The sequence below is a fragment of the Dyadobacter koreensis genome, from assembly GCF_900108855.1.
GTDB lineage: Bacteria > Bacteroidota > Bacteroidia > Cytophagales > Spirosomataceae > Dyadobacter > Dyadobacter koreensis.
The window spans coordinates 219,107-241,190 of record NZ_FNXY01000008.1; the positions used below are offsets into that span (position 1 = coordinate 219,107).

Here is a 22,084-nt window from a genome sequence, read left to right on the forward strand (position 1 = left end):
AACATAATTGCTCCTGGCTATCTGGTATTTCGACTTGAAGTAATTTACTTCAGATTTGCTGAATAACTCGCGGCTGCATTACCGGCTTTCTTTTTTGAACAGTTTTAACAGGAAATTCAACCGCCTCACGTATCGGCTGTTTTTTATTGTTCTTTTTATTTTTCTTCTGATACCAGATCAAAAATCCAGTGACTGGAAGCGTTGCTGAGAAAAGGCTGGCCAGGAACATGATTATTTTTCCGAATAAGCCAAATGCCTGGCCGGTATGCAAAGTACGGTTTGCGTGTTTGACTTTATCCGCGGTCGTGTAGTCTTTATAATATTCTGATTTTAATAATTGGCCTGAATACTGGTCAAACTCAAAAACATTCTGTTTTCTAACAATCTGGTATGGATAACGCAGATTTATCCTGATTGGATCATTCGGTTTTTTAGCAAAATTGATATGCGCCTCATTCCATCCCGCATTACGTGCTGAAACTGTTTCCAAAGCTTCTGCGGGACTGAATTTTACGGCCGGGAAATTAGCTGGACGAATGGAAATCACTTTTTTGGGCTCCGCTTTTTTCCCTTCACCCAAAACTGCATAAACAAGTTTCTGCGACGGTTTGACCGCCCACCAGATACCGGTCAGTGTTATAAGGAATAGTGGAATCAGAAAATAGAAACCCAGCACATTATGGAAATCATAATTGATGCGCTGCCATTTCGCGTCGAGTTTCATTTTAAAAGCATTCTTTACCTGATTTTTTTTAAGGGGAAACCAGAGCACCAGTCCGGATAAAAGCATTGTCAGAAACACGACAATGTTGACTTTGATAATCCATTTCCCAACTTCTCCCATTAAAAGAGTCTTGTGCATTTCTTCAACTGTATGCAGAAAATCGCTTTCCATATTCCACGGGCCAAGAATCTGGCCGGAGTAGGGGTTGAGCGAAACGATGGTTCGTGCTTTTACATTTTCTTCGTCATCCTCCAAATCGTTTTTCTTCTGTTTTCCCGTTTTTTTAGAATGGATTTTTTCAGGATCAACCAGCCTTGCGATCATGGTGCGGTCGGGTTGAGAAAATAGCCTGAGCTGCTCAATCTCTTTTTCAGGGAACTGTTTGGTGAGTATTGATATGGCTGTAGCGGGTGTTATTTTAGAACGAAGTTCCGGTTGAACAAACCGATATTCTTTCTGGGTAACATTCCTGATTTCTTCTTCAAAAACAAAAATGCAGCCAGTTATGCTGACAACAATAACCACAATGCCGGAAGCAAGCCCAAGCCATAGATGCAACACGCTTGCTATACTTTTGAATGAAGATTTTGCCATTTTCAGAAACTGTATGAAAGATTGATAAAAACTTGTCTGCCTGGAATATCCTGTACTTTTTCGCTGGTTTGGGCGGTTGTATACTCGATGGTCTGCTTGTTATTCGTATTGAAAATATCCATCATGCGAACACTGAGCATTATTTTTTTCTTTACCAGATATTGTGAAATGCTGGCATCCCAATATGCCAGTGTTTTTTCTTCTTTCTGGCTGGAAACTTTTGGCCCGATACCGTTCCAGGCAACCTGGAAAAATGTATTTTTCCCAATTGTAAAATCAGAGATCATTTTCGCGCACCAGTTAAACTGATCCTTGATGGCGTCGCCGCCTCCTTCATTTTCATTTTTCAGTTTAGAGCCAAAACGCGAATAACTCCCGTTAATGCTCCAGAAAGGCAAAGGTTGCACCGCACCGATCAGTTCAACGCCCTGAATGTAGGCCGAATTGAAGTTGTCAGGCTTTTCGAGCACCACGCCGTCAGCCACGTCATACAATACTTTCTGGATTAGTCCGGTAATCTGACGGCGGAAAAGATTGACACCCATATTCCATTTAGAAGCGGTTTTCATGTAACCAAGCTCGAAACCCCAGGCTTTTTCGGGACGTAGCAGCGGGTTCCCTGTTTTTATTTTTGCAACATCCGAGCTATCCACGAAGGGACTTAAATCCTTAAAACTGGCGCGTCTGATTTTTCTGTCAACCGAAAATTTAAGGAATTGAGTGGTATCCAGGTTGTATATAAAAGATGCGCTCGGCAAGGGAATGAAGTAATTTCCTTTCGTTGAATAACCAGCCTCAATCGTCTCATTATAGAAATCGGTATACTCAGCACGAATCCCGATTTCGCTGCGAAGCCTGCCCTTGGTCATCACGGATTGTGCATAGCCTGCCAGGATTTTTTCAGAGCTCGAAAAGTTGTTGGTCGGGCTCTGGCTGGTTATATACTGGTTTTTGTTGTAGTCAAATTTGTCTACAATCTGAATGTTTTCACGATTACGCCCGCTGTACTTTAGCCCTGTGTTAAAGGTAAAAATGTGATTACGTTTCAGAGAATAATCCGCCTGAATAAAATCATTCCGGTCGTAATTATTTTCAAACGTATTGGTTAATGCCGGTTTGCTGTCGAGCGGCTCCCTGGTTACGCTGAGCTTTTGGTCAGTCTGGTATTTCGGTTTAGGATAATGCCCATCTACGTGATTATAGGAGAGGTTAAGTTTTCCATTCGCAGATAATTTCTGAGAAAACTGAACGATGTATTCATTAAAACTCCAGTCCTCTGTCTGATCTTCTGTGCGAAGTGTACGGCTCCCGAATGACTGGTCCGCTTTGAGCACTCTGGTGTCCTGCGTTTTTATTTTCTCTTCTTTTTGCCATCCTCTTACATATTCAGTACGGACGTCTGCACCCTTCCAAAGATTCCAGCGCATTCCCAATTTGATATTGTCGCTAATTATTTTTCTGCTTTCTTTTGAAAAAATATCCTGATATCCTGATACTTCCCCGTTTTTCAGAACCGTCACCTTATTGGTTTCGGTCATGGAATTTCCATCTGTCAAGGCTACCAGATTCCGGTCATAGGCGCCATAAAATTCAGCTGATTTTACTTTATGGGAGGCTTGCACGGAAGCGTTATAACCACCAAGACTATTAATCCCAGCCATAATCAGGCCATGGGTACCGTAACGGGCATTTTTTTTGAGGATGATATTTACAACGCCATTCATTCCGTCGCCATCATATTGAGCACCCGGGCTGGCAATAATTTCTATCCGTTCGATGGCTGAAACAGGGATTTGATTCAATACCACTTCTCTGTTATTTCCTGTGATACCGGCATTTTTACCATCAATCAAAACCAGTGTATAGGATTTTTCAAGACCCCGGTAACGAATATCACGAGGAACACCGGGAGGGCCACCCATCGCAACTGAGGGCATTAATCTGAGCATATCACCCACAGACGAACCTTTTGCGACAGGAAGATCAGATGCTTTGTAAACAATTTTTCCAGGTTCTATTTTGGTAACACCAATATCGCCCTTCACAATCACTTCTGATAATTGGGACACCATGGGTAGAAGAATCAAGTTGAGTTCGTGATGCTGATTTTTAGCAGTAATTGTGATTTGATCTATCTGCAGAAGTTCGTAACCGACTCCGCTCACTTTCACAGTATACGTTCCTCTTGAAAGTTTATCAAAATTGTAATCACCGTTTTGTCCAGATACAACACCCTTGACAAATTTGTTGTTTTCGAAAAGCTGAACGGGGATATAACTGACAGCACCATTATTCTCTTTGTCCGTAATAACACCACGTATTTGAGCCTCTTGAGCACAGCAGGCAGCACCGATGAAGCACAATAACAGGGATTTGTAAAGTTTAATCATATAACGAATGAAGGGTTCGGATTATTTAGACTGATTAATGATAACAAATATAGAAATAAACTGTCATTCTTGTCTTTGCTGTTTATAATTAATTTAAATAAATAAGACAATGGCAGAATTAACCACGAATTGGATCCCAGCGAATGAGCTCAGGAAACAAGTGTTTGAAAACTTTCTGTCCTGTTGAATACAAGATTAAAACCTATATAACCCGGCCGCAGACGTTTTTCGAACCTTTCAGATCCGGCACAACAAAAGTTTTTATTTAAATGTCTATCGTATTATTGCGATAATAAAAATTCTTCTTACCTTTGGGTTATGGGAGTGACAAAGACACAAGTTTTTACCGAAAAGCAAAACCGTATTGCCGATTTGGCCAAGGCGCTAGCCCATCCGGCGCGTATTGCGATTATTCAACATTTACTAAAAGAAAAATCATGTGTATGCGGTGATCTCGTCGAAGTATTACCGCTTGCGCAGGCCACAGTTTCACAACATTTGAAGGAATTGAAAAATATCGGGATTCTTCACGGAGAGATTAACCCGCCGAGGGTTTGTTATTGCATCAATGAAACGGTCTGGCTGGAAGCAAAGGCTATATTCGGAGAAATTTTCGAATCGGAAGTTGCAGTAACCTGCTGCAAATAATTTCAGGGGAAAGATTTTCTTATTATAATTAATCGTAACATAGCAATGAATAATTCAGATCCGATGAACTGGCAGGCGTTTAAAAATACGCTGGTTGAAAATCCTGATAAGGTACTTCAGTTTCAATATGCCGAAGATTTATATGTCGACGCGTCTTATCATATTACGGAGATCAAACAAGCGCCGATTGTTTCGGTAGATTGCGGCGGCGTGATGAATAGCTGGACGGAAGTTATTTTGCAGCTTTGGGAGCCTTCGATCGCTGAAACAGACCGCGCTATGAAGGTAAGCAAAGCGTTATCCATTATGAATCTGGTTGAAAAATCGCTTCCACTTAACCCTCTTGGAATTGTAAAAATTGAATTTGGCAATTCACGATTTGATACGCGCCAGATGTACCCATCTGAATTTATTTCAGAAGGCGACAGATTTACCGTGAAACTGACCGCAGACTACACACAATGCAAAGCTATTACCAGAGGTGGGAGTTGTGGAATTACGCCAGCGGGTGAAGAATGCTGTTCACCTGCTGACAAAATGGTCGCGCCATTAAAACAAAATCTCGTATTGGAAACCATCGGCGAGCAAAATCAAAGCTGTACACCAGGCGGCGGGTGCTGTTAATGTCTTTCAGCTAACAGCTATGGGGTGCTGACCAATGCACTATTTAAAGATAGGGAATTCAAATGCACATTTGTGATGATATCAATTCGGAATTTAAAGTCTGGTGATTGGGAGGCTGTCTGCGAGATTTATGCAGAAGGTATTGCAACCGGACAGGCGACGCTCGAAACAAGTCCGCCGCAATGGGAGGTTTGGGACAAGTCCCATACGCAGGATTTACGATATGTTGCACTAAATGAACATGGAGAAATAGTTGGGTGGACTGCACTGACTCCCGTTTCTGGTCGGTGCGTTTATGCTGGCGTAGCCGAAGTAAGCGTATATGTCGGCAGCAGATTCAGAGGCCAAAAGATTGGTGATATGCTTTTGAAGCATTTAATCCGCGAAAGTGAAAGTATGGGATACTGGACTTTACAAGCCGGAATTTTTGCAGAAAACCTGGCAAGTATGAATCTTCATATCAGAAATGGTTTCAGGCTGATCGGATTTCGGGAAAACATTGGAAAAATGAACGGAGTATGGCGAAGTGTAAATCTTCTTGAAAGAAGAAGTAAAGTAACCGGAATTGATTAGGTGCGTGTTATCGGCCTTCAATAAAGTTTGCTGAAAATGCACCTTTGTCCATTTTATAACATAAATCAATTAAATAAATATTGCCGGCTGCTGGTAGCTGACGGCCAAAAGCAATCCACATGAAAAAAATATTAGTACTCTGCACGGGAAATAGCTGCCGCAGCCAGATCGCGGAAGGATATCTTAGAAAATTTGCCGGTAATCAAGCCGTTGTTTACAGTGCGGGTGTCGAAACGCATGGTGTTAATCCGAAAGCTATAACGATCATGGCCGAAGATGGGATTGACATTTCCGGTCATACATCTAATAACATAAATGAATACTCTGACATCGACTTCGATTTCGTGATCACTGTGTGCGATAATGCCAAAGAACGTTGTCCGTATTTTCCTACCAATGCAAAGAAATTCCATTATAATTTTCCGGATCCCGCCAAAGCAACCGGTAGTGAAGAAGAGGTACTTGAGGAGTTCCGCTCTGTCAGGGAAATGATTAAGCAATACTCTGAAGATTTTGTGAAGACAAACCTTTAACGATTCTGCGCCGGGCAGGTTGTTTATTTGAACCGATTCAGGATAACAGCGGATAACGGTTAACCAGCGGGCTAACCGTTATCTGCATCAAGATGCTAGCAAAAAATTATGTCTGCAAATCATTGCGCCCCTGCGGCCAACCGAAAGAAATTGAGCTTTCTGGACCGCTATTTAACCTTATGGATTTTTATTGCGATGGCCATAGGCATAGGTCTTGGTAATTTCGTGCCTCCCATTCCATCCTACATCAATACTTTTTCAAGCGGTACAACCAATATTCCGCTGGCTGTCGGACTTATTTTAATGATGTATCCACCGCTTGCCAAGGTGAAATATAACAAAATGGGTGAAGTGTTTCGTAATACCAAAGTAATGACCGTTTCGCTGATCCTGAACTGGATTATCGGGCCGGTACTGATGTTTATTCTTGCCATTATTTTTCTTCCCAACCACCCGGACTATATGATCGGTCTTATACTGATCGGCCTCGCGCGCTGTATTGCCATGGTGCTGGTCTGGAATGAACTTGCGGAAGGAAGCCGTGAATATGCTGCCGGTCTGGTGGCTTTAAACAGTGTTTTCCAGGTTCTGCTTTACAGTTTTTATGCCTATTTTTTCATAACGGTCCTACCTCCCTTGGTGGGTTTGAAAGGATTGGTAGTAAACATAACCATTGCAGAAATTGCTGTCAGTGTAGGTATTTATCTGGGGATTCCATTTGCTGCCGGAATGCTGAGCCGTGTCGTACTGACAGCCTGGAAAGGCGAGCAGTGGTATGAACAGAAGTTTATTCCTTTTATTTCACCGATCACACTTGTGGCGTTGTTGTCAACGATTGTTTTAATGTTTTCGTTAAAAGGAGAACTCATTTTACAATTACCCACGGACGTACTGCTTATCGCTACTCCACTGGTAATTTATTTTATTATTATGTTCCTGGTCAGTTTTTTTGTTGCAAAAGCGCAGGGAGCGGATTATTCTCAAAATGCCTCCATAGCCATTACCGCTTCGGGTAATAATTTTGAGCTGGCGATCGCGGTGGCAATTGGCGTTTTTGGTATCAATTCGGGACAAGCTTTTGTAGGGGTGATCGGGCCGCTGGTGGAAGTGCCTGCTTTGATTGCTCTGGTCAACGTTGCGTTTTGGCTGCGAGACAAATATTATAAAGCTGATCCCATTGCTGCGCACCATGAAAATATATGATCTGATTGTAATCGGTGGGGGCCAGAGCGCTTTGGCATGCGGTTATTTTCTCCGTCGTGCCGGTTTGGAATATATTATTCTGGATGATCAGCAGCATACCGGAGGAGCCTGGCAGCACGCCTGGAATTCTCTGACTTTGTTTTCACCATCAGAACAAAGCTCGCTGCCTGGCTGGATGATGCCCAAATCTAAAAACGAATTTCCTTCAAAACAGGAAGTTCTGGATTATTTAAGTGCTTATCAAGAGCGCTATCAGATTCAGATAAAAAATGGTGTAAAGGTAAAAAATGTTCAAAAAAAAGGAGTTTTGTTTACTATAATTTCTGATCAGGGTGACTATCAAAGCAAGACTGTGATTTCCGCAACCGGTACTTTTCAAAATCCATTTATTCCTTCGGTGCCTGGAAAAGATTTATTCAAAGGACAACAGCTGCATTCGTCACAATATAAAACTGCGGATCAGTTTAAAGACAAATCGGTGCTGATTGTTGGCGGTGGCAATTCTGGCGCGCAAATCCTTGCAGAAGTCTCAAAGGTGGCAAAAACGGTTTGGGCGACACAAAATAAACCTGAATTTCTACCTGACGATGTCGATGGCAGAGTGCTTTTTGACGTGGCTTCAGCCAAATATCATGCGATGAAAGAAGGGAAGCAGTTCGATGCTGCTCAATATAATATTGGGCATATTGTCATGGTGCCAACTGTAAGAGAAGCCCGATCCCGCGGTGTGCTTAATAGCAGGGAAACGTTTAAGGAAATTTTTGAAGACGGCGTTGTATGGCAGGATGAAAGCCGACAATCCTTTGACGTGATTATTTGGTGTACAGGATTCGGGTATGCCACCAGTTATCTGAAAGATCTGGGTATTTTGCAGAAGAACGGAAAAATGGAATGTGAGGGCACCAGATCCATAGATGTCGAAGGTCTTTGGCTAGTGGGATACGGAAGTTTTACCGGATTTGCATCAGCTACTTTAATTGGTGTTGGTCGTTCTGCGCGCCAGACTGTCAATGAAATAGTTGAATATTTAAAAAAGACGAAACGTTGAGAAAGACGTTTTTTTGATGGGATTTAATATCTTGCCAATATGAAATCGGAAGAAAAATGACGTTTTCGGTAGACTTACCAGACCCATGATGAAAATGTATACGAAAAACTTTCAACATCCAGGAACCAGCGAATAACTGAAATCCAGAATAAGTATTGCCACTGAATCATGTAAATTCAGTGGCAATACTTAGATGAATCCATTCTAAAAGTCACCTAAATCTCTGAGCTGTCTTATCTTATGATATGGCCAAAAAGCCTTTTTATCAGCTTTATGCTATATTAATACCTGTCGATCAGAACATCTTTGTTTAGCTGTAACTGCTTATGTTTTTTTTGGCGCTTTCCTTCATTATTCGTAATGCCCAACCTTGATTCTAGCCTATGAATCACCTGGCTTGTCAGAAAAGTTATTGTTCCTAAAAAAAATATTAATAGAATGATCATAACAAATAGACTGTCAACTGTCTTGAATTTACATGGTTGATTCTAATTTAAGCTCGGAGCTATCAATTCTCGCGAATCATTTCATCGCTATTTTAGTCCCATTTTTCAGATCATTACGCGGATTGGTAACAATACTGTCACCAACATGAAGATTTCCGAAAACTTCTGTCATCGTATCCGACTGCTGACCGGGTTTGATTTCAACATATTCTACCAAACCGTTTTGGACCCTCACTACATACTGTCTTTCCGTTGATGTCAGAATTGCGGAACTTGGAACAGACAATGCTCCGGCAGTACCATCGGATGCCATACTGATTTCAGCAAACATTCCTGGTCTAATGAGCTGGTCATTGTTTTTGACATCAATTTCAACGGTTTCTGAGCGAAATTTCTCATTCATGTTACCCGAGCGCCGGCTGATTTTTCCTGTGAATTTTTTCCCAGGCATTGCATTTACTTCAAATGTGACCTCTTTCCCGTTCTCAACACCTAAACTGTACGTTTCGGGAATATCAACAACCAGCCTAAGACGGTTTTGCTGCTGAAGCATCAGCATGGGCCCGGATAGTCTTAAACCTGATCCGACGAGGGCACCCGGATGAACATTTCTTTCTGTAATAACGCCGTCAAACGGTGCGCGGACTACCAGGTACGATTTGATTTTGGCTAATGCGCCGAAATTCGCCTGTTCACCCATAGCCGCTGCACTATCTGCCATCATTTTTGCATGCGCACTTTCCAGATCCAACGCGGATACGGAACCGCTAATTCTACTTCCTGCAACCAGCCTTCTGTAATGTTCTGCACTACCTACCAGCATTGCTTTTGCCTTGAGGTAATTCGAGCGGGCTGCAACGAGTTGTTCCTCAGTTTCAGGTGCTTCGAGCACCATTAACACCTGACCTTTATGAACCTTCGATCCTCGGTCTACCAGCACTTTTTCAACAAAACCGTCTGCTTTTGGATAGATACTGACCTGTTGAAAGGGTAGAAATTCTCCAGGTAACTGAATTTCCGATCCTACCTTCTGCTGTGAAACCTTGCCAAACTGATAGGTTGGTGAATATTTCTTTTTCTTTTCTTTTGATTTGGCTTCATCAGATTCCGATGAAGAACAGGCTGTCAAAACTGCGATGCATAACATCAAAGACATGCCGCTATAAAGTATGTTTTTCATATGTTGAAGATTGATCTGAGTGAGAACTGCCATTGGGACTAACAATAAATTGAGATGAATTAACTTCATCGGGTAAAAGTGATGGGTCTTCGAAATTGGTTTTACCTTGCAGCCAAACATAAATCTGTGGTACGATATAAAGGGCGGCAAGCGTCGAAGCGATTAATCCGCCGATCACAGCACGGCCCAGCGGTGCTACCTGCTCGCCTGCTTCTCCGGTTCCTAAGGCCATGGGAACCATGCCGGCGATCATGGCGAAACTCGTCATTAATACAGGACGAAGACGAAGTCCGGCACTGTCCAATGCGGCACGCCGAACATCGCGGTATTCCCAGCGCAGGCGTTCGGCGTTGGTAACGATCAGGATCGCGTTGGCAACAGAAATACCTGTTGACATGATAATGCCCATATAGGATTGCAAATTCAGTGTGCTTCCTGTCAAAAGAAGGATTGCGATTGAACCCACAATAACAGCCGGCACTGTGGAGAGTATAACCAGTGATAATTTAAGTGATTGATAGTTGGCTGCGAGCAGAAGGAAGATGACGACAATGGCGATGCCCAATCCTAGTTGCAAGCTATTAAGTGTTTCAGTTAATAAAGAAGACATTCCTTTCACCTGCGTTACCAGCCCTTTTGGTGCTTCCCCAAGACCTGCGATCACGTTTTCGACTTCTGTCGTTGCTGTGCCCAAGTCTGTATGGTGCAGATTTGCCGAGACGGTTACAAAACGTCTTGGGCCTATACGGGCATATTCTCCGGGAAGAGTATCTATCGAAAAAGTTGCTACGTCGGCCAGTACCGGACGAGCTTGGCCGGATACAAGGGGGATTTCCTGTAACTGCGAAAGATTTCGCATGGCAAACTCAGGAATCTGCACCTGTACCTGATAGGTGTAGGCAGCTTTCGCATCAAGCCACTGATTTTTCTCGGTAAATCGGCTCGACGATGTTGAAGCTGTGATCGAGCGCGCTGTTTTCTGCAAATTAAGTCCCATAGCAGCCAGCTTTTGCCGGTCCAGTTTGATATTGATCACTGGGAATTTTAGCGGCTGTACGATACGCACATCCCTGAGGTTGTCAACCTGTGATAAACCGTTTACAAGTTTATTGGCATACGTTTCGATCTGTTTCATATCCCGTCCTGCTACCTGCACTTCGATTGGCGTAAAAGCACCGCCGCTCATTAGTTTTTCTGTAAGGTCGGCGGGTTCAAAAGACAAGGTGGCATCGGGCATCTGCTCTTTCACCGCATCACGGATCCTTTCTTTTAAATCCTGCATATTCGTGTGATACGCACCATTAAGTCCCACTTTGATAACGGCATCATTAGAACCGCTGGTGCTCACATACAGGTTTGTTGTTGCATAATTGGTAGGGACAACGCCAACATATGCCGAAGAAATTGCCAGGTTGCCGTCGGAAGCCTGATCAACGATGCTCATCAGTTCACTCACTTTTTCCTCCGTTCTTTCCAGACGCGTTCCATCAGGAGTTTTTAGCCTGATCACCATCTGGCCGGAATTTAGCTGCGGAAGCATGTCTTTCCCAATCAGCATAAAACCTGCCGCTGCAAGAGCAAAAACCGCCAGAAAATATACTATCACGATCAGGCGGTTGCTGCGCAGCAACTTTCGGTTCTGACCCATGAAACTTTCCCGGATTCGGTCAAAAAAGGAGGGCTTTTTGTTAGAACTGCCGGCGTGTGCGGCTTCTGAATGATCTTTCAGCATCCAGTTTGCCAGAATAGGTACCAGGCTTTGCGCCAGAAGATATGATACGGTCATGGCAAAACCGATTGATAATGAAAGCGGAAGAAACATCGCCCGGGGAACTCCGCTCATAATAAATGACGGTGCGAATACGGCAATAATACAAAGTAATATAAGAAGCAATGGCAAGGCAACTTCCTGACAGGCATCATAAATAGCCTGTTTTTTGGGTTTACCCATTTCCAGGTGCTGGTGAATATTTTCAATCGTTACCGTTGCCTGGTCCACAAGTACTCCGATTGCTAAGGCCAGTCCTGACAAAGTCATGATGTTGATGGTCTGTCCGGCAAGGCTCAAAAATAAAACTGCAGCAATAATTGACACAGGTATGGTCACAATCACAATCACCGAGGAGCGCCAGTCGCCCAGGAAAAGCAGTACCATTAAGCCAGTCAAAATTGCGCCAAGGCCTCCTTCAAAAAGAAGGCTTTTTACCGCGTTGATCACAAAAATGGACTGGTCGAATTCGTAGTTCACTTCAATATCATCGGGGAGTAAACTGCGCATTTCCGGCAATTTAGCCTTTAAGGCAGTAACAACATCCCAGGTAGAAGCATCCGCTGTTTTTACAACAGGAATATAGGAAGACCGGCTCCCGTTGACAATCGCGTAACCAGCCGTAACATCGGATCCGTCCTGAATATTTGCGAGATCTTTTAAGAAAACTGTCCGGTGCCCATCGGTTGAAACGGGTATCTGACCAAAATCTGCAACCTGTTCTTCCAGTGAATTAAGGGTGGTAATGTAAGATGTATTGCCAACACGAATGTTCCCGGAAGGCGTCATCGCGTTATTGGCAGCCAGCGCTTCAACGACCTGGTCGGGAGAAATATTTAAACTGCGCGCTTTCTGGGGATTAAGATTAATAACCACCGTTCTCGCATTCGTCCCGATTGGAGGCGGCGCGGTCAGTCCGGGTACGGTTGAAAACAGAGGCCTGATACGCGTTACGGCCAGCTCGTGAATTTCTTTTAATGAGCGGGTCTTACTGCTGAAAACCAGATCGCCAATCGGTACCGAGGACGCGTCATAGCGGACCACCTGCGGAGGCAATGCTCCGGGCGGGAAAAATTTCATAGCCCTGTTGACCTGAATTGCTACTTCGGCCGAAGCCTGTGCCATGTCACTACCTTCATAAAATGCCAGTTTTACAACGGTTAAACCTTGCACACTCCGGCTGGAAATTTCTTTTATTCCGCCAATATACAGGAACTGATCCTGCATCCGGGTGGCAAAAAATCCTTCCATCTGTGCAGGTGACATCCCGCCATAAGGCTCGATGACATAAATCACGGGCGAATTAAGTCGCGGGAAAATGTCAATAGGTATCCGGGTTGCGGACATGACCGAAAAAACGATCAGTCCTGCGACGAGTACCAGTATTGAAATGGGTCGTTTTAATGAAGTTGATAACATAAATCTGGTTTATAAAAGGATTTATTGTCGACGGAAAAGTGAGAAGAAATCGTCAAAATTGCTGGTTGCATACGCACGTTGCAGACGAACGTCTACCGCCCTTCGCTGGATACTGACAGCCTGTTTTTCGACGGTTGTCAGAAGTTGCAGTGCATCGGTCAGGCCCAGAATATTTTCGATTCCGTTATTATAAAGCGAAAGCCGCTGTTGATAAGCCCTTTCTGCAGAATTCAGAGCGGTCGGAAGCTCCATTAATGCCAGTCTAACGGTTGCCATGACAGAGTCAGAGGTAGTAAGCGAGTTTTGTAGCTGGATTTGCTGGGTTTGCAGCTGACTGCGCGCTTGTTTGATCCGCCATTGTTGCAATTGAGAACGGTTTTTGATCCGGTGAAAATCAGTCAGGTTTACTGTTGCAGCTACGCCTACCAAAAAATTTGTCCGGCTATATCCAAACCCTGATCCGAGCGGGCCGAAATTATTATCTATATCCAGGCTCGTCCCACGCGCCCATGTGGACGCAAGTAGTGAAACCTTTGGCAACGCAGACTTACGGATGAGTTCTACTTCGAAATTTTGCCGGTTGACCAGGTTAGTTTGATATCGCAGCAGCGGATGATCTGCTGTGAGTTTCATATCGAGAGGTTGCATCAACAGAGCTTGCTCCTGAAAAGTCGTATCAATTTCCAGCTGATTTACGGGCCGGCCGGTTAGCGTAGCAAGTTGGATGAAGGCTCTCTGTAACTGCTCTTGCATCTGGAAATAATTAAGCTTTGCCCGCGAGAATTCCACGGAGGCCAGGGAGGAATCCAAACCTGGACGAATTCCGTTATGTACCAGATTCGTTATGATCCTTCGGACGGTATCGACGCGCGCAATATTGCGTTGTTCGATTTTAATGGTCTGTCTTAGCCAGAGCAGGTCCAGATATGTATTGATGACCGTCTGGCGGATACCAAACTTTTCATTTTCAACTGCCGCTTCACCTACCAGAATGTCAGCCTTAGCCAGACGGTCTTCCGCCTGGAAACGTCCAAAATTGTATACTTCCCAGTCAGCAGTTGCCAAAGCAATATTGCCCGAAGCCAGATCTGAGCTGTTTTCCGGGCGCCTACCGCCGGAAGTCGGAACAATAAGCCCCATTGAAAAATAAGATCCCGAAAGTCCGTTTGCCGTACCGACATTGATCTGATCATGCAAACGGACATTCGGAAGCCGGTTGTCTTTAATGACTTGGGCATTCTCACGCACAACTTCCAGCGCAGACTGCGCTGCTGACAGCGAAGGATAATTAGAAAGTGTCGCATTCACTGCGTCCTCTATTCCCATCACCTGGGCCAAAAGTGTATACGGATAAAACAAAACGATTAAAATACCGATTAAACGGTGTGTTATTCTTTTCATAATCTGGTTAATATTTTCTTCGCAAAATGAATGGCCTTTTCTAATGTGCTGACTCATTGGTCTTTGAATTGCCTGTTTTGATATCTAACTTGTAACAGCAACTTTGTATGCCCGGGAAATAGCTCCCGGTAACTGTGAGCCAGACAGAATGAAAGCTGGAAAGAGCGATGCGAAACGAAGCGTGCAGAACCGACGTGGTACTTCGACGTCACTGAACGCTGGTAATTTGAGATCAAGAAAAATTAGGATTGGTGCTGGTTTTTTATTTTTGACCAGCTTTGAAGTGAAATCTTCCCCATCGACCCAACGGCTTACATTGCAATCCAGATGTTTATTTTTAACTGCCATTTCAAATAAAATAGGATCGTCTTCTTCGTCATCTATCAGATACACAGGTCATTTTGTTTTTAATGTCATAAACGTTGGCATCAATGTTCCAAAGTAAATACTGATCCGGTTAGAGGGTAGTTAGAGGGTTATTAAAATATGATTAGAAGAGCGGCTTTGAGCAGGTGTTCCAGTGCGGTTGCTTACTTTTACCACATGAAATGTATGAGATGAAATAAAAACTATGAATGTTTTAGTCGTTGAAGATGATGTGGAACTAACCCAGTTTATTCAAAAGGGGCTGCTTTCAGAAGGAGTGTCGGTTTCGGTCGCCTTCGACGGCGTTATCGGGCGTAGTATGGTTAATGAGCATCGCTTTGATGTGGTCATCCTTGATGTGAACCTTCCGGGCATGAATGGGTTTGACCTTTGCCGTTTTATCAAAGAAAACTGGCCGGCAATTCCTGTGATCATGCTTACCGCACTAGGTAGCCTGGATAATAAAGTATTGGGTTTTGAAGCGGGAGCAGACGATTATTTATCAAAACCTTTTGCATTTAAAGAGCTGTTGTTCCGGCTGAAAGCATTGGCGAGACGACACCCGTCACGAGCTCCGATGGCCAAGCGACTGCAATTATTGGATCTTGAAATGGAAACAGATTCACACAAAGTATGGAGGGCAGGCCGACGGATAGAGCTGACCGCCAGGGAATATGCGCTGCTCGAATATCTGATGCTCAATCAGGGAAAGGTTATCAACAGGGTAGATCTGCTTGAAAATGTCTGGGATGTACATTTTAATACCAATACGAATGTGGTTGATGTTTACGTGAACTATTTGCGACGAAAAATTGACCAATCGGAGCCCCGGCTTATCCATACTGTTTTTGGTGTTGGGTACATGATCGGAGCGGAGCCATGAGCATCAAGCGAAGAATTACCATCGGATTCGGTGTTTTGGTGGCTACTTTATTGCTTTTGTTTTCTGTTTTTATTTATCAGAATTACGAATCCTACCGTGAATCTCTGATGCACAATAGGCTGCAAAGACGGGCGCTCGCCGGACAATTATATTTTCAGGACCGCATGGAATTTCACCGTTCAAGTTATCTTACCTTGCCCGAACAGCATGAATGGATAGTCGACGAAAAAAATAAGTTGCTCTATCAGTCTTCCGGTACGGAGGATTATAAATTGACATCAGATTTGTTTGCAGAGGCACGCAAAAAGGAGGTGTATTTTCAGTATAAGGCCAAACCGTGGAATTCTTTAAAGGAGGGGGTTGCATTATCATTTAAAATCGACGGGAAAAACTATATTTCAGTTGTAACGGCTTATGATCTGACTGGTAGGCAAGCGATTGAAAGCCTTATGTTTATATTGATAACAGGTAATGTGATCATGCTGGGCATTGTTGCTTTTGCCGGATTTTGGTTTGCCCGAAGGGCTCTCAGTCCCTTTGATGGGTTAATAGGGCAAATGAACCCGGCGGTTGTGAATGATTTTTCATTTCGGCTTTCCACCAAATCAGAAGGTGATGAAGCGGCTTATCTGGCAAGTTCTTTTAACGAACTGCTTTCCAGGCTCCAGGCTTTGGCGATGAGTCAGGAGCATTTTGTTGCGTATGCCTCTCACGAAATCCGAACGCCGCTGACGGTCGTAAAAGGTGTTTTGGAAACTTCTCTGGCTTACGATCAAAATCTGGAAGACACCAAACTAAGTTTGGAGAAGGCACTTGTACGTCTTGAGGGGGCAATCAATCTGGCAAACTCTCTGCTTCATCTGGCAGAAGTGGAAGGGTTGCAGGCAGGGCAGTTCAAGGAAGATATCAATATCGTTGATACAATACTGGACACGATTACTTATTTCGGAGAAAAGCATCCAGGCCAGCATATCGAACTGCAACTGACGGATAATTTTACAGAAAACACCTCAGCAATCAGGATACTTGGAAATCCAACACTGCTTCGTACAGTTCTTAATAATATTCTGGAAAACGCAAGCAAGTATTCTCAGAACAAACCCGTTACACTGCGTGTTGATTTCGATTTGAATCTGGTGATGATAAAGGTGATTGACCAGGGAATCGGCATTCCCGCGGCCCAGCTTGAAGATGTATTTCTGCCGATGATGCGAGCTGCTAATGTCGGAAATCTTCCAGGTTTTGGACTGGGACTTACTATTGCCAAAAAAATCATCGATATGCACCAGGGACAGTTGACGGTAGATTCTCCAGATGGGCAGGGTACCACAGTTTGCATCCTTTTACCGACTTTTTCTCTTTCCTGAATTTAAGTTATAATCAGCGCTATATTTGTTGTATGGATGAAAAAGAAAAAGACAATTCTCCTTTTAAGCCCAACGATCATCTGGCCAATGAAAGGACTTATCTGGCGTGGATAAGAACTGGTATCGGGATTATGGCATTTGGATTTGTAGTGGTCAAATTCTCTTTATTTGTCAAACAAATTGGTCTGGTACTGGGCGAGAAAATCAAGATACCTTCGCATGGATATTCCGCGATCATCGGGATTGTACTTGTAGCGATGGGTGTTTTGTCTATCCTGTTTTCTTTCTGGCAGTACCGAAAAACGGATCAACAACTCAGAAACGGAACTTACCAGCCGTCCACGGTTCTTACCAGCATTTTAACAGGCGTGATTTTGCTGATTAGTATCGTGCTGATTGTATATTTGATCCAGAGTGTTTAACGTAAGCACATATACCGGCATATTTTCAGGAAAGCCACTGGATACTATTTCTTAATAGCCTGATCTTTTTGTCCTGCTCCATTTTTTTTAGTAATCTTGATACGACCTCCCGGGAAGTATTCAAGTCATTTCCTATTTCCTGGTGGGTGATGGTCAGGATATTGGTTTTGCGATTTTCAAAATGGTTTTTCAGATAGAATTCCAATCTTTCGTCCATACCTTTAAAAACGACATTGTCAAATACAACCAATAGTTCTTCAAAACGGGCCCGGTAATTAGCAATCACGAAATAATACCAGCTTTTATATTTCTGCATCAGTTCGTCCATCAGTTGGATCGGTATCATGATCGCAACGGTATCTTCAACGGTTTTGGCCATAATTTCACTGGCTTCCTGTTTGGTATTACAGATCATTGATAGCGCGCAGGCGCTTCCGGGTTCCAGGTTGTATATGAAAGCTTCTTCGCCGTCATCACCCTGGCGATAAAGTTTCACTCTGCCGCTGCCAATCAGCAAGGTATGCTTAATGAACTGTCCTGTCCGCATAATTACCTCTCCGGCGGGTATATATTTCAGGATGCAATCCTTTGCCAACCGCTGTTTTAATTCAGGTTCAAAATCAGGAAAAACATGGTCCAGGTAATAGGAAATACTTTCAGTTATCATAGGATCAATAATTAAAACGGGCGTATTGTCTTAATCAAAACTTTTGTAGAAGATTTCCAATGTTCAGAAACCTTAAAGACTTCGTCGTTTGTAAAGTTGAAAAAAATAATATTTCCCGTGTGTGACTTTTATCACTTCCCGGACTTTCAACAACCCTCAATTTTATATAACAAAGGAGGCAAAGATGGAAATAATTGCATCCAAAGCCTGGGTATTTATCTATCGAACTCCAGATAAGATGTTTGGTGGGTCAGGGGCCTCTCCCTTCAGCTTAGGAACTACATGCATGCGCCATCAATTTCCGTAGGAACACCGGCAGCGACCATAGTGATCCGGAAATTTTGGTTATGAATTGGCTCTGCATGGACCATATCAAGAAATTGAACCAAACAAAGATGGAAGCTTAGACTACGTTGATAGCTAGTTTACATTATTTAATGATACTGATTGCATTTAGCAATGCTCGCTGTTTATTTTTTATAAAACAGAATGACTTAATTTAACCAAAAACAGGAAATTACAGACTCGCAACATTACTGAAAACCCGGATTTTGTATTGCTGAATAGTATGCCGATGATCGCTTATCTTTTGCGAAACGTAGTCACAGATCACTATCCTGTTGTAATGGTTGATCTGCTCGTAAGCCGGTTTTAACTTTCGACCGCTTTGCAACCTGGTCCAGCCAAAAATAGCCAAGTGCCCCCGAAATAACCGAAGCGGTCAAAATAGAAAATTTTGCCTCAGAAAGAATTAATGTCTTTCCTGAAAAAGACAGCAGGGCAATGAATATGGACATTGTAAATCCTATTCCACCAAGCATACCCACACCAACGATATGAGCCCAAGTGGCATATTTTGGCATTTTACTTATACCAAGTTTAACAGCTATCCATGAGAAGAGGGTGATGCCAAGCGGTTTGCCGATCACCAGGCCGGCAATGATTCCGAGACCCAATGCAGTCGTAAGTCCTTGCAGCATCTGTGACTCAAACTGAATATTGGTATTGGCCAGTGCAAAAACCGGCATAATCAGAAAATTCACGGGATTGACCAAAATGTGTTCCAGCTTTTCAAGAGGTGATTCAGTTGCGTCAGGGGTGGTAGGAATGGCAAACGCTGTCAAAACACCTGCAATGGTAGCGTGCACGCCTGAATGGTGAATAAAATACCAGATGAATAGGCCTGGGATCAGATAAGCAGCTAGATTTTTAACTTTTAGTTTATTTAGCAGCAGCAGGAAGATGAAAATTCCAAACGCATATAAGAGATAAGTGTATTGAATATCAGTGGAATAAAATATAGCAATAACCAGGATAGCCATTAAATCATCTACAATAGCCAAAGCCGAAAGGAATATTTTTAAAGAAGAAGGTGCGCGTTTTCCCAGCATCGAAATGATGGCAATGGCAAAGGCAATGTCAGTTGCCATGGGAATTCCCCAGCCACTGGCTGTTTCTGTATCTGAATTCAATGAGAAATAGATCAGGGCGGGTGCCAATACGCCGCCTATTGCGGCAAGTATGGGAAGAGAGGCTTTTTTAATTGAGGAAAGCTCTCCCTCTACCATTTCCCGTTTAATCTCAAGTCCAACCAAAAGGAAGAAGATCGCCATTAGGCCGTCGTTAATCCAGAGCAGAATAGGATAACGCAGATGAACACCGGCCATATCAGCACCAATTTCGGAAGCCAACAGTGCCTCGAAGCCAGCTCCTGCACCGGAGTTTGCAATGATGAGAGAAACGATCACACAGATGATCAAAATGATTCCGCCGGTTGAGCTGGACTTAAGGAATTCTTGAAAAGATTTCAGGTTAATTTGCTTTGCCATGAGGGTAAAGCTAGTCATTAATGGTCAAAACTGAAACCAAACTTCCCAAACACAAGAAATGAAAAAAAGGTATTCTGAATGGTTTTACCAATTTTATAAGAGATTGCCAGGGACAGATCGGTTTTATAAAAAAACAGTGGAACACGCTGAGTGTGGCTCACGAGAAGCCAAGGTAGCAGTTTAAGGCTTAGTTGATTCTGTGTTCTGCTCAGCGGTTCATGCCTATGAAATCGAACAGGCATTTATAAAACCGAAAGTAATAATAATTGAGCTAGTAGTCATTTCATCCCCAATGAACTATGTGTCGTCGTGATTTTACTTTACAGTCTTAGACATCTTAATTTTTGGCAAATGCGACTTTGATAGAACGCACTTCCCGTATCCAGCGGGCGGGCTTTTTATCGTTGGGCGTGATAATCCGAAATGGGCCTTCGCCGTTTGCAAGTGGCTGGCCGTCTTTAGATGTGGCAAGCAAAATTACCTGGTCTGTAAAGTCAGGATCGATTTCTGCAAGAGAATACAAGACCTCATAGCCATCGGCCGCCGAGATCAGCAGATATTTAGCCAGGTTTTCACCGCGCAACTTGCTTCCGGTTGTAACGCCTGCCTTTTCCAGGATCTCGATCAAGGCAACTCCAGCAAATTCATGTTCTTTTCCGTCGCGGTCTTTTACTTTATGACTTACCTGTTTAAAGCTGGCCAGATCTGTCAGTTTCAGATCCAGGGGTGTTGTTACTTCTCCGGTAATAGAAAGCGTCGCCGTATTTTGGGCTAGTGATGAAAATGAAACGGCTAAAAGCAGCAAAAAACTAACAACAATGCTGCGACTGGAAAATTTAGGTTTGGACATAGTTTAAGGATTTTTAAGAGGATGGGGATTGGAAAATGCAGGATTGGTTATAAATGATGAGTCTGTAAGCATACCCAGAAAGGCCGTCAAATCTGCTTTCTCGTCTTTTGTCAGCGCCAGGTTCTTGCCGCAGGTTTCATTGGAAACGTTTTGTAGAAAAGCGCTGAGCGTCAGGCTTTGCACAATGTGCTGGTTATAATGGTCAAGGACCTGCTCGATTGTTGAAAACCTTCCATCGTGCATGTAAGGGCCGGTCAGCGTGATATTGCGCAGGGTGGGGACGCGGAATCTTGCGCGGTCTGCAGCTTGCCCGGTAAATTTCTCTCTCCCTAGATCAGTGGCAATACTGTCCAGGCCATTATTATGAAAAAGCTCTTTGAAAGTTTTAACCCCGCCATGGCAGTGCGTGCAGTTGGCGCCCCTGATGCCAAGCTTGGGGTCGGGACTACTTTCAAAGAGCTGCAACCCCCTTGAGCTGCTGGGCAGTGGGCTGGTAATTGCCTGCCAGATACTTGTCATATTCAGAGCCAGCCGAGATTAATGTCCGCTCAAACTGGGATAGCGCTTTCAGTATCTGGTCTTCTGTAATTACGCTGCTTCCAAATGCTTTTGCGAACAGTGGTGGATAAAGGGTAGTTTTATTTAACTTTCTGGCCGATTCGCTGAGCGGTTGCCCTATTTCGTGCGGATCTGTTAAGGGGAACCTGGCCTGATCTTCAAGGGCAGGCGAGCGCCCGTCCCAGAAAAAGTTTCGGACCCATAAAAGATTGGCCAGCGACATTGAATTTCTGGCGGTTAAAGAACCGTCGGTGCCGGTGCTGAATGCTTTTCCATCGGTAAAAGCCAGTTTTTGGTTATGGCAGCTTTCACAAGATATGTTGTTATTTGCGGATAAGGCTTTTTCATAGAACAGCAGCCGTCCCAGATAAACACCTTCTTTGGTAGTGGGATTGCCCTCCGGAATGACAAACCGCGAGCCGAATTCGCTGGATACTGCAAAACATACGGCTGGGCATTTTTGCCCATAAAAGACTGGATGAGCCCGCAAGAAATGAAAACAGCACAAACCAGGCTGACTTTAAGCCAACCCGGTTTGTTTGTTACAACCGTTTTCAACAAGTTTCTCATCAAGATAAATACATCTAAAAA

At 43.6% G+C, this 22,084-nt stretch carries 20 protein-coding genes; 9 read left to right on the top strand and 11 right to left on the bottom strand.

The features are described 5' to 3' along the window. Nucleotides 1-49: 49 nt before the first annotated feature. A complete protein-coding gene (locus BMY70_RS24325; RefSeq protein WP_090339368.1) occupies nucleotides 50-1,318 on the bottom strand; it encodes a PepSY-associated TM helix domain-containing protein in 1,269 nt (422 codons plus the stop codon). Between the two features lie 2 nt (nucleotides 1,319-1,320). Further along, nucleotides 1,321-3,708, bottom strand: a complete 2,388-nt coding sequence (locus BMY70_RS24330; RefSeq protein WP_090339371.1) for a TonB-dependent receptor — start codon at nucleotides 3,706-3,708, stop codon at nucleotides 1,321-1,323. A 318-nt stretch (nucleotides 3,709-4,026) separates the two neighbouring features. Between BMY70_RS24330 and BMY70_RS24335 the strand changes: the two genes are divergently transcribed. The 6 genes from BMY70_RS24335 (at nucleotide 4,027) to BMY70_RS24360 (ending at nucleotide 8,337) form a co-directional block, all read left to right on the top strand. After that, nucleotides 4,027-4,356 carry an ArsR/SmtB family transcription factor gene (locus BMY70_RS24335; RefSeq protein ID WP_090339374.1) on the top strand — a complete coding sequence of 110 codons (330 nt, stop codon included), beginning with the start codon at nucleotides 4,027-4,029 and terminating at the stop codon, nucleotides 4,354-4,356. A 45-nt stretch (nucleotides 4,357-4,401) separates the two neighbouring features. After that, on the top strand, nucleotides 4,402-4,980 hold the full coding sequence (locus BMY70_RS24340) for a DUF6428 family protein (RefSeq protein WP_090339377.1): 579 nt from the start codon (nucleotides 4,402-4,404) through the stop codon (nucleotides 4,978-4,980). A 75-nt stretch (nucleotides 4,981-5,055) separates the two neighbouring features. Beyond that, entirely contained in the window at nucleotides 5,056-5,553 is a 498-nt protein-coding gene (locus tag BMY70_RS24345; RefSeq protein WP_090339379.1) for a GNAT family N-acetyltransferase, read from the top strand. Between the two features lie 119 nt (nucleotides 5,554-5,672). Then, on the top strand, nucleotides 5,673-6,086 hold the full coding sequence (locus BMY70_RS24350; RefSeq protein ID WP_090339382.1) for an arsenate reductase ArsC: 414 nt from the start codon (nucleotides 5,673-5,675) through the stop codon (nucleotides 6,084-6,086). Between the two features lie 108 nt (nucleotides 6,087-6,194). After that, complete coding sequence (arsB, locus tag BMY70_RS24355) at nucleotides 6,195-7,289, top strand: ACR3 family arsenite efflux transporter (protein ID WP_090339385.1); 1,095 nt, start codon at nucleotides 6,195-6,197, stop codon at nucleotides 7,287-7,289. Further along, nucleotides 7,276-8,337, top strand: a complete 1,062-nt coding sequence (locus BMY70_RS24360; protein ID WP_090339389.1) for an ArsO family NAD(P)H-dependent flavin-containing monooxygenase — start codon at nucleotides 7,276-7,278, stop codon at nucleotides 8,335-8,337. Before arsB ends, BMY70_RS24360 begins: the two co-directional genes overlap by 14 nt. A gap of 522 nt (nucleotides 8,338-8,859) precedes the next feature. On the opposite strand, the gene BMY70_RS24365 is transcribed toward BMY70_RS24360, so the two are convergent. The 4 genes from BMY70_RS24365 to BMY70_RS24380 form a co-directional block, all read right to left on the bottom strand. Continuing rightward, the gene (locus BMY70_RS24365) at nucleotides 8,860-9,963 is read right to left on the bottom strand and encodes an efflux RND transporter periplasmic adaptor subunit (RefSeq protein WP_177197129.1); all 1,104 of its coding nucleotides are present in this window, start codon (nucleotides 9,961-9,963) and stop codon (nucleotides 8,860-8,862) included. Then, nucleotides 9,944-13,150, bottom strand: coding sequence for an efflux RND transporter permease subunit (locus tag BMY70_RS24370; protein WP_090339395.1), 3,207 nt, complete (start codon nucleotides 13,148-13,150; stop codon nucleotides 9,944-9,946). The genes BMY70_RS24365 and BMY70_RS24370 overlap by 20 nt, the downstream gene beginning before the upstream one ends. 21 nt (nucleotides 13,151-13,171) lie before the next feature. Further along, nucleotides 13,172-14,551: a TolC family protein gene (locus BMY70_RS24375; RefSeq protein ID WP_177197130.1), complete on the bottom strand. Its 1,380-nt coding sequence runs from the start codon at nucleotides 14,549-14,551 to the stop codon at nucleotides 13,172-13,174. A gap of 84 nt (nucleotides 14,552-14,635) precedes the next feature. Next, nucleotides 14,636-14,944, bottom strand: coding sequence for a response regulator (locus tag BMY70_RS24380; protein ID WP_090339401.1), 309 nt, complete (start codon nucleotides 14,942-14,944; stop codon nucleotides 14,636-14,638). Between the two features lie 178 nt (nucleotides 14,945-15,122). Here BMY70_RS24380 and BMY70_RS24385 point away from each other — a divergent pair, with 178 nt between their 5' ends. Genes BMY70_RS24385 through BMY70_RS24395 form a run of 3 tightly spaced genes read left to right on the top strand, consistent with a single transcriptional unit; the run spans nucleotide 15,123 to nucleotide 17,589 of the window. Further along, nucleotides 15,123-15,800 (top strand): response regulator transcription factor, encoded by a 678-nt coding sequence (locus tag BMY70_RS24385; RefSeq protein ID WP_090339403.1) that lies wholly within the window; start codon nucleotides 15,123-15,125, stop codon nucleotides 15,798-15,800. Further along, nucleotides 15,797-17,167 (top strand): sensor histidine kinase, encoded by a 1,371-nt coding sequence (locus BMY70_RS24390; protein WP_090339406.1) that lies wholly within the window; start codon nucleotides 15,797-15,799, stop codon nucleotides 17,165-17,167. The genes BMY70_RS24385 and BMY70_RS24390 overlap by 4 nt, the downstream gene beginning before the upstream one ends. 32 nt (nucleotides 17,168-17,199) lie before the next feature. Next, entirely contained in the window at nucleotides 17,200-17,589 is a 390-nt protein-coding gene (locus BMY70_RS24395) for a YidH family protein (protein ID WP_090339409.1), read from the top strand. A gap of 25 nt (nucleotides 17,590-17,614) precedes the next feature. On the opposite strand, the gene BMY70_RS24400 is transcribed toward BMY70_RS24395, so the two are convergent. From BMY70_RS24400 to BMY70_RS31395, 5 genes are all read right to left on the bottom strand, one after another. Then, nucleotides 17,615-18,256, bottom strand: coding sequence for a Crp/Fnr family transcriptional regulator (locus BMY70_RS24400; RefSeq protein WP_090339412.1), 642 nt, complete (start codon nucleotides 18,254-18,256; stop codon nucleotides 17,615-17,617). Between the two features lie 602 nt (nucleotides 18,257-18,858). Further along, on the bottom strand, nucleotides 18,859-20,085 hold the full coding sequence (nhaA, locus tag BMY70_RS24405) for a Na+/H+ antiporter NhaA (protein WP_090339413.1): 1,227 nt from the start codon (nucleotides 20,083-20,085) through the stop codon (nucleotides 18,859-18,861). Nucleotides 20,086-20,422: 337 nt separating this feature from the next. After that, entirely contained in the window at nucleotides 20,423-20,935 is a 513-nt protein-coding gene (locus tag BMY70_RS24410) for a molybdopterin-dependent oxidoreductase (protein WP_143072158.1), read from the bottom strand. A 3-nt stretch (nucleotides 20,936-20,938) separates the two neighbouring features. Beyond that, on the bottom strand, nucleotides 20,939-21,400 hold the full coding sequence (locus BMY70_RS31390; protein ID WP_229209759.1) for a cytochrome-c peroxidase: 462 nt from the start codon (nucleotides 21,398-21,400) through the stop codon (nucleotides 20,939-20,941). Beyond that, nucleotides 21,387-21,983, bottom strand: coding sequence for a cytochrome-c peroxidase (locus tag BMY70_RS31395; protein WP_229209760.1), 597 nt, complete (start codon nucleotides 21,981-21,983; stop codon nucleotides 21,387-21,389). The genes BMY70_RS31390 and BMY70_RS31395 overlap by 14 nt, the downstream gene beginning before the upstream one ends. Between the last annotated feature and the right edge of the window lie 101 nt (nucleotides 21,984-22,084).

What these genes read in the sequence shown, in the direction of transcription:
- BMY70_RS24325 (WP_090339368.1), bottom strand. Translation starts at nt 1,318, where the DNA reads ATGGCAAAATCTTCATTCAAAAGTATAGCAAGCGTGTTGCATCTATGG.
- BMY70_RS24330 (WP_090339371.1), bottom strand. Translation starts at nt 3,708, where the DNA reads ATGATTAAACTTTACAAATCCCTGTTATTGTGCTTCATCGGTGCTGCC.
- BMY70_RS24335 (WP_090339374.1), top strand. Translation starts at nt 4,027, where the DNA reads ATGGGAGTGACAAAGACACAAGTTTTTACCGAAAAGCAAAACCGTATT.
- BMY70_RS24340 (WP_090339377.1), top strand. Translation starts at nt 4,402, where the DNA reads ATGAATAATTCAGATCCGATGAACTGGCAGGCGTTTAAAAATACGCTG.
- BMY70_RS24345 (WP_090339379.1), top strand. Translation starts at nt 5,056, where the DNA reads ATGATATCAATTCGGAATTTAAAGTCTGGTGATTGGGAGGCTGTCTGC.
- BMY70_RS24350 (WP_090339382.1), top strand. Translation starts at nt 5,673, where the DNA reads ATGAAAAAAATATTAGTACTCTGCACGGGAAATAGCTGCCGCAGCCAG.
- arsB (WP_090339385.1), top strand. Translation starts at nt 6,195, where the DNA reads ATGTCTGCAAATCATTGCGCCCCTGCGGCCAACCGAAAGAAATTGAGC.
- BMY70_RS24360 (WP_090339389.1), top strand. Translation starts at nt 7,276, where the DNA reads ATGAAAATATATGATCTGATTGTAATCGGTGGGGGCCAGAGCGCTTTG.
- BMY70_RS24365 (WP_177197129.1), bottom strand. Translation starts at nt 9,963, where the DNA reads ATGAAAAACATACTTTATAGCGGCATGTCTTTGATGTTATGCATCGCA.
- BMY70_RS24370 (WP_090339395.1), bottom strand. Translation starts at nt 13,150, where the DNA reads ATGTTATCAACTTCATTAAAACGACCCATTTCAATACTGGTACTCGTC.
- BMY70_RS24375 (WP_177197130.1), bottom strand. Translation starts at nt 14,551, where the DNA reads ATGAAAAGAATAACACACCGTTTAATCGGTATTTTAATCGTTTTGTTT.
- BMY70_RS24385 (WP_090339403.1), top strand. Translation starts at nt 15,123, where the DNA reads ATGAATGTTTTAGTCGTTGAAGATGATGTGGAACTAACCCAGTTTATT.
- BMY70_RS24390 (WP_090339406.1), top strand. Translation starts at nt 15,797, where the DNA reads ATGAGCATCAAGCGAAGAATTACCATCGGATTCGGTGTTTTGGTGGCT.
- BMY70_RS24395 (WP_090339409.1), top strand. Translation starts at nt 17,200, where the DNA reads ATGGATGAAAAAGAAAAAGACAATTCTCCTTTTAAGCCCAACGATCAT.
- BMY70_RS24400 (WP_090339412.1), bottom strand. Translation starts at nt 18,256, where the DNA reads ATGATAACTGAAAGTATTTCCTATTACCTGGACCATGTTTTTCCTGAT.
- nhaA (WP_090339413.1), bottom strand. Translation starts at nt 20,085, where the DNA reads ATGGCAAAGCAAATTAACCTGAAATCTTTTCAAGAATTCCTTAAGTCC.
- BMY70_RS24410 (WP_143072158.1), bottom strand. Translation starts at nt 20,935, where the DNA reads ATGTCCAAACCTAAATTTTCCAGTCGCAGCATTGTTGTTAGTTTTTTG.